The organism is Amycolatopsis sp. NPDC003861, from assembly GCF_053605405.1.
The window spans coordinates 1-3403 of sequence record NZ_JBSGJD010000463.1; the positions used below are offsets into that span (position 1 = coordinate 1).

The 3403-nt window shown below is 73.3% G+C and carries 4 protein-coding genes; 3 read left to right on the forward strand and 1 reads right to left on the reverse strand.

All coding sequences use genetic code 11. The features are described 5' to 3' along the window. Nucleotides 1–60: 60 nt before the first annotated feature. Nucleotides 61–1215: an acyl-CoA dehydrogenase family protein gene (locus tag ACWEVN_RS47255; protein ID WP_452055629.1), complete on the reverse strand. Its 1155-nt coding sequence runs from the start codon at nucleotides 1213–1215 to the stop codon at nucleotides 61–63. 70 nt (nucleotides 1216–1285) lie between these two features. Here ACWEVN_RS47255 and ACWEVN_RS47260 point away from each other — a divergent pair, with 70 nt between their 5' ends. Genes ACWEVN_RS47260 through ACWEVN_RS47270 form a run of 3 tightly spaced genes read left to right on the forward strand, consistent with a single transcriptional unit; the run spans nucleotide 1286 to nucleotide 3330 of the window. After that, complete coding sequence (locus ACWEVN_RS47260) at nucleotides 1286–2005, forward strand: arsenate reductase/protein-tyrosine-phosphatase family protein (RefSeq protein WP_452055630.1); 720 nt, start codon at nucleotides 1286–1288, stop codon at nucleotides 2003–2005. Next, nucleotides 2002–2373 carry a VOC family protein gene (locus tag ACWEVN_RS47265; protein WP_452055631.1) on the forward strand — a complete coding sequence of 124 codons (372 nt, stop codon included), beginning with the start codon at nucleotides 2002–2004 and terminating at the stop codon, nucleotides 2371–2373. The genes ACWEVN_RS47260 and ACWEVN_RS47265 overlap by 4 nt, the downstream gene beginning before the upstream one ends. 9 nt (nucleotides 2374–2382) lie before the next feature. After that, a complete protein-coding gene (locus tag ACWEVN_RS47270) occupies nucleotides 2383–3330 on the forward strand; it encodes a threonine ammonia-lyase (RefSeq protein ID WP_452055632.1) in 948 nt (315 codons plus the stop codon). The last annotated feature ends 73 nt before the right edge of the window (nucleotides 3331–3403 follow it).

Sequence of the window (3403 nt, forward strand, 5' to 3'; positions counted from 1 at the left end):
GTGGTGGGTCGTGCCATCCCCTCCCCCCAAGACGGCACGGCCCACCACGCTCACTCCACCTCAGCCCGGCCGGTGCCGCCGGATCAGCTGCCGGGTGATCACCGTGCGCTGGATCTCGTTGGTGCCCTCGCCGACGATCATCAGCGGCGCGTCCCGGAAGTACCGTTCGACGTCGAACTCCGTCGAATAGCCGTAGCCGCCGTGGATGCGAACGGCGTTCAACGCGATCTCCATCGCCGTCTCGGAAGCGAACAGCTTCGCCATCCCCGCCTCGAGATCCGCGCGTTCGCCGGAGTCGTAGCGGCGGGCGGCGTGGTGGACGAGCTGGCGGGCCGCCTCCAGCTTGGTGGCCATGTCGGCGAGGAGGTTGCCGACCGACTGGTGCTGCCAGATCGGCTTGCCGAACGTCTCGCGTTCCTGGGCGTACCGCAGCGAATCCTCGACCGCGGCCCGCCCGACGCCGAGGGCGCGGGCGGCCACCTGGATGCGGCCGATCTCCAGCCCGCGCATCATCTGCGCGAAGCCCCGCCCCTCGGCCCCGCCCAGCAGCGCGGCCACCGGGACCCGGAAGTCCGAAAAGGACAATTCGCAGCTCTCGACCCCTTTGTAGCCGAGCTTCGGGAGGTCGCGGGAGACCTCGAAGCCCGGCCCGTGCTCGACGAGCAGGATGCTGATGCCCGCGTGCGCGGGCTCGGCGTGCGGGTCGGTCTTGCACAGCAGGGCGACCAGCTGCGAGCGGCGGGCGTTGGTGATCCAGGTCTTCGCGCCGTCGACCACGTAGGACGTCCCCTCGCGGCGGGCGGTGGTGCGCAGGGCCTGCAGGTCGGAGCCGCCGCCGGGTTCGGTGAGCGCCATCGTCGCGCGGACCTCGCCGGTGGCCATCCGCGGCAGGTAGCGCTCCTGCTGTTCGCGGGTGCCGTGGGCGACGAGCAGTTTCGCGACGACGGTGTGGCCGCCCATCGCGCCGGCGAGGCTCATCCAGCCGCGCGCCAGTTCCTCGGTGACCTCGGCGTAGCACCGGGCGGAGACGGGCGTGCCGCCCCAGGCTTCGGGCACGGCCAGCCCGAAGACGCCGAGTTCCTTCATCCGCTCGATGAGCGCTTCCGGGTAGGTGTCGGTGTGGTCGAGGTCCCGCGCCACCGGCCGGACGTCGCGGTCGACGAAGTCCCGCACCACCGCGACGACCGCGGCCTCCTCTTCGGTCAGTCCGTCCATCCGCCGTCCTCTCGCTCGGGTCCATCATGACGCGCTTTTCCATCAAACCCATTTGATGTACTGTCCGGGGATGGCCGTCCAGCCACCCGAGTTCGTCCGCCTGGCCGCCCACCCGGTGCGGTGGTCGCTGCTGACCGCGCTCGCCGGCGGCGACCTGCGGGTCCGGGAACTGGTGGCGCGCGTCGGCGAGCCGCAGAACCTGGTCTCCTACCACCTGCGGCTGCTGCGCGGCGGTGGCTTGGTCACCGCCGCGCGCAGCAGCTTCGACGGCCGGGACAGCTACTACCACCTCGATCTCGCCCGCTGCGCCGGCGCGCTGGCCGATACCGGAGTGGCCCTGCACCCCGCGCTGCGCCCGGAAATCCCGCCGCCCGGGCGGGTCGCGGTGCTGTTCCTGTGCACCGGAAACAGTGCCCGCTCGCCGATCGCCGAAGCTCTGCTGCGCCGGCGATCCGCCGGGGTGGTCACGGTGACCAGTGCGGGCAGCCACCCGAAGGCCGCCCTGCACCCCGCCGCGGTCCGGGTGCTGGGCGAGGAGTTCGGCATCGACGTCACCGGGCAGCGGCCGCGGCACCTGGACACGGTCGCCGGGCGGCGGTTCGACCACGTCGTCACGGTGTGCGACAAGGTACGCGAAGTCTGCCCGGAGTTCCCGCACCACCCGCGGCGCCGGCACTGGAGCATCCCCGAGCCGGGCTCCTTTTCCGAGACGGCCGCGGAGCTCGACCGGCGGATCCGGCACTTGCTGCCGGAACTCGGTGTGCCACAAGAGAAGGAGGCCCGGTCATGACCGAGCACGCCAGTGTCCGGTACGTCGTCGACGACGTCCCGGCGGCGATCGACTTCTACACCACCCACCTGGGCTTCACGGTGCGGATGAGCGCGGCCCCGGCGTTCGCCGACGTCGTCCGCGGACCGCTGCGGCTGCTGCTCTCCGGCCCGGCGAGCTCGGGCGCCCGCGCCACCCCCGCGGACTCCGCCGCCGCCGGGCGCAACCGCATCCACCTGATCGTCGCCGACCTCGACGCCGAGATCGCGCGGCTGGCCGACGCCGGGGTCACCTTCCGCACCGACGTGGTGTCCGGCCCGGGCGGGCGGCAGATCCTCCTGGCGGACCCGGCCGGAAACCTCGTGGAGCTGTTCCAGCCCGCGCACTAGGCTTCGGCCGTGCCGGAAACGCGCCTCGACCTCGGCCGGATCCAGGCGGCCCGCCAGGTGATCGACCCCGTCTTCCTCGACACGCCGCTGTACCGCTGCGAGGCGCTGGAGCCGGTGCTCGGGTGCGCGGTGAGCATCAAGCTCGAGACGGCGAACCCGGTGCGGAGCTTCAAGGGCCGCGGCACCGAAGTGGTGGCGAGTGCGCTCACCGGGGCGGTGGTGTGCGCCAGCGCGGGCAACCTCGGCCAGGCGCTCGCGTGGTCCGGCCGCAACCGGGGGCTCGACGTCACGGTCGTGGCTTCGCGGCACGCGACGGCGGCCAAGCTCGAGCGCATCCGCGCGCTGGGCGCCCGCCTGGAACTGGTGGACGGCGACCACGAACTGGCCCGCGAGCGCGCGGCGGCCATCGCCCGCGGCGACGGCATCCGGCTGCTCGAAGACAGCCTGGACCTCGAAACGTGCGAAGGGGCGGCGACCATCGGCCTGGAGCTGGTGGCCGCCGGCCCGTCGTTCGACGCGGTCCTGATCGCCCTCGGCGGCGGGGCCCTGGCGACCGGGGTCGGGCACGTGCTGCGGACCTGCGCCCCCGGCACCGAGGTGCTCGGCATCCAGCCGGAGGGCGCCCCGGCGATGACCCGCTCGTGGCACGCCGGCCGCGTGATCACCACGGGCCCGACGAACACGATCGCCGACGGCGTCGCCGGCCGGCGCCCCATCCCGGAGGTCCTGGCCGACCTCCTCCTCGTCGCGGACGACGCAGTCCTCGTCTCGGAGACGTCGATCATCGCGGGGATGCGGCTGCTGCTGGAGCACGCCGGCCTGGTGGTCGAACCGTCGGCGGCGCTGGGCATCGCGGCGGTATTGGAGAACCGCGACCGCTTCGCGGGCCAGCACGTGGCGACCATCGTGTGCGGTGGGAACGTGGACCTGGCGGCTTACCGCCGCTGGGTCGGCTGACGCGGTCCGGTTCTTCGCGGGCGGTCGAGCTGCCCGCCGCCGCACGGCTGCGGGCCGCTCGCCCGGCCCGCGG